We start from the raw sequence: 3,121 nt of genomic DNA, 5'->3' as shown, positions 1-3,121 counted from the left end.
CTACGAGCTGCTGGAGAAAGTTTCTAACCGGATTATCAATGAGTTGGAAGGGGTGTCTCGGGTTACTTATGACGTGAGCAGCAAGCCGCCTGCTACGATTGAGTGGGAGTAGGGGCTGATTTAAATTAGTGAAAGAGCGATCATGGATCGCTCTTTTTATTTGAATTTAAGTAATTACGTAGATTAATTGTAATTAGATACGAAAATCATTGTGCCTCCTTTGTCACCCGCCTCATAAATAAAAATTCCTTTAGGATACAAAAGTCTTTCAAAGTGAATGTTGAACGCATAAAAGTCTTCGCGCTGCCACTCTTCTTTTTGCCAAAAATTATGAAGATCATAGGCAAAAATATCGAACCATTCTGTCAGTTTTAAAGTATTTAACTTGGCCATTATTTCAGTGTTGGTTTTAACAGGGTCTTTTCCTATGCCTTTCATATAACCAATAAACCTAGCTGAGTCGATTAGCATGCCAGTTGTGGCATTATGTATGGCGATAAATAGCTTCTGGAAGTCTTGATCGATGGCATGTGTTTTTTTAGCATTATCAATCAGAGGATAATATAATTCTAACGATTTTTTTATGTAGTTTGAAAATTCTATTTCAAAAACCAGTCTTGATCCAAATTCTGCGCTATCATATGCATACTTATAAGCGCGTAGAGCTTTTCGAATAGCAGCATGTAATGTTGAATCATGATTTTCAATTGGCGATGGCTCCAATAAAAAGCCAGGTAATATTCTCTCGAATTTATCCACTATGTTAGAGAAAGAAAAACTAGCCGCAAGTATGTGTGATGTAATGCAGGTGCTAGATTTAGGTTTTTGAAGAATAGCTAAAGCATAATTGTTGTCAAGGATGAGATGGACTTTTAGCTTATTTTTTCGATGCACTAGAACAAGAGCTGCTCCTTGAGCTATAAAATCGGGTGCTCCTTCTGGAATCAATTTGGTATCAAAGCCATGTTTAGTGTCGGAAATTGTTTTTTGAAAGTTAGATGTAAATATTATTTTCTCTAAGCGATTTGAATCAAGGTGGCTTGTTTTTCTTATTATATCGTTTATTTTTTTATTGATTATAAATTTGTTTGATTTAGATATTTTGTCAGTAAAAACAAGCTTATATCTTGAGGGTTTTGGTAAGTGAGAGTCTCTTTTGGGGTAGGGCTTTGGCGCTTTCATTTCATCAATAGTGTTGCTGGCTGTAGACTTTATTTTTTTGCGCCAGCGATTACCAATATGTTCTTGCAGGTTGTTATGGTTAGGGAGTGCTGAAATAAAAAGTTCATCGCTACATTCTGATGCTTCTTTGTTGAAATCTGATAAATCAGAAAGTATACAGTCTTTATTAACACCTATAAGAATTTTATGAGATGTTAAAGGCATAGCAACTATAGAGGCCTTGGATGTCATTATGTATGAATAAAATATATTGTCGGTTTCATCAAGCCCAATAGCTATGCAGTCTGGCATAATTGCACCTTCCTTTGGTGCAGCATTAATAAACCATTTGTATTTTTCTAAAATTTCCTTTCTCGATTTGATTGTTAAATCTTCTTGAAGAATTTTTTTTTGGCCATTGGTTACCATTTCGTCGACTTGAGTGGCTAGTTTTTCAAATAATAGTGTAACTAAGTTTGGTAGAGAATTGTTTTCAGATAAAACACTTTCCTTTGATAGTATAAATATCATTCTATAGAAAACTTCTTTTGGAATTTTTTTCTGCGTACTGGTTTCTATTAGAAGGTCAGTAAACGCTTCCTCTTTTTCTATAAGTGCTTCAAAATTATTTCTCCAAACTGGGTTTATGGAAGTCCTGTCCCAGCCAAGAATAAATAATAGTTCATTTTTATCGACGAATGTTTCGGAGGCTCCAGTTATAAAAAGTTCGGCAATGTTCTTGATAATGTTTCTTGTACTATTTGTTCTTGGTGCTAAGTGAGCTATTATTTCAGCGGATACTTGTGGGTTTGCAGTATCACCTATCTCCAGTGAGCGAAGAGAGTGTAGTAAGTTTCCTAATTTATTTTCATAAAAAGTGATCGAGTCATCTAATGTTTTCTCACCTGAAGGAGATGGTGCGGAGTAAAAGTCTCTCTGTGCAGCAATATTGTTAATATTTGAAATATAGTGCTTAGTGCGGCTATAGACATTTGTCTGATTTTTTTTGCCAGGTATGCAAAAACCGCGTTGAAATGATTGAGGTATGTAATGTTGTTTTCTTCCTGACATGTTTTCACTTTTTAAATTTTGTTGATGCTATGTTTTACAGTTAATTATTAAATTAATAGTTAAGTTAAGCCTTTGTTTCTAGTGTAGTACCACTCTCTCAGTGAGGTCCACCACCTTCTGACGCTCTTTTGAGCATACCCAACGTCTGGCCTATAGGGTGAATGTGATTGTAATATACTCACTACGATTGATAGAGAAACTGCAGCAACATTACCCTTGGTGCAAAAGAGTCCATCCGCCTTACGCACGCTCTGCTTTACTATCAGCAACGCTTATTCACGGAGGAAGCATCCATGGCCATAGGCGGCTTGATAGGCTCTTGCCGATCATCCTGATGATTGGCGGCACTTACCTGGCCTTTGAAGGCGCGGAGAAGGTCTGGCATAAGCTATCCGGTCAGCATGACGACGAGTAATCAGCGGTAGAGAAGGGGGCGGAAGCCGATAAAAGGTTGTGAGTGGTGCCTTCCAAAAATCGACTTCAGCATCGATCTTCCCAGCCTACCACCGCCAGACATTTAAGAGTGGGACATATGATCCTGTGTCGATTAGGCCAAAACTGTGATGGCCTCTCAGTAATATCGACGACATATGTTTAGGTTAGTTCTTGAAAGGTAGCCTATCATCTTGAAATGCGGTGAATAGGTGAAAAGGTTTACGCCCATGAGTGTGAACGATCTACCGGCCAACACTATGTTGTTCTTCGAGAGGCAAGACTTGGATTTGCCTTACTATCGGAGGTTTCCCAACGGCTTCAGCCTGACAGGCTGGAGTATCGTGCTTGCAGCCGTCGTGGTCTCTTTCGTCGTGCTTATCGTCGCCCAGCAATTGTTCCACAGCGGCTTCGGCGGTTTCATCCCTCCGTTGTTGTTCGTCCTCATTCCTTTGGT

Annotated in this window: 4 protein-coding genes; 3 read left to right on the top strand and 1 reads right to left on the bottom strand. The window is 38.5% G+C overall.

All coding sequences use genetic code 11. The features are described 5' to 3' along the window. Positions 1 to 112, top strand: a 112-nt coding sequence (locus tag AC0UA9_RS17075; protein ID WP_475661898.1) for a GMP synthase (glutamine-hydrolyzing), incomplete at its 5' end; no start/stop codon positions are given. A 71-nt stretch (positions 113 to 183) separates the two neighbouring features. Here the strand turns inward: AC0UA9_RS17075 and AC0UA9_RS17070 are convergent. Continuing rightward, positions 184 to 2,232 carry a DUF4238 domain-containing protein gene (locus AC0UA9_RS17070; RefSeq protein WP_475661895.1) on the bottom strand — a complete coding sequence of 683 codons (2,049 nt, stop codon included), beginning with the start codon at positions 2,230 to 2,232 and terminating at the stop codon, positions 184 to 186. Between the two features lie 157 nt (positions 2,233 to 2,389). Here AC0UA9_RS17070 and AC0UA9_RS17065 point away from each other — a divergent pair, with 157 nt between their 5' ends. Together AC0UA9_RS17065 and AC0UA9_RS17060 are read left to right on the top strand one after the other, a co-directional pair. Continuing rightward, positions 2,390 to 2,647 (top strand): DUF808 family protein, encoded by a 258-nt coding sequence (locus AC0UA9_RS17065; RefSeq protein WP_475661891.1) that lies wholly within the window; start codon positions 2,390 to 2,392, stop codon positions 2,645 to 2,647. Positions 2,648 to 2,894: 247 nt separating this feature from the next. Next, the coding region (locus tag AC0UA9_RS17060) for a hypothetical protein (protein ID WP_475661888.1) at positions 2,895 to 3,121 on the top strand (227 nt) is incomplete at its 3' end.

The sequence above is a fragment of the Colwellia sp. F1 genome (assembly GCF_056238625.1).
Note: the sequence above shows the minus strand (reverse complement) of the source record. Positions and strands in the feature narration are given on the sequence as shown.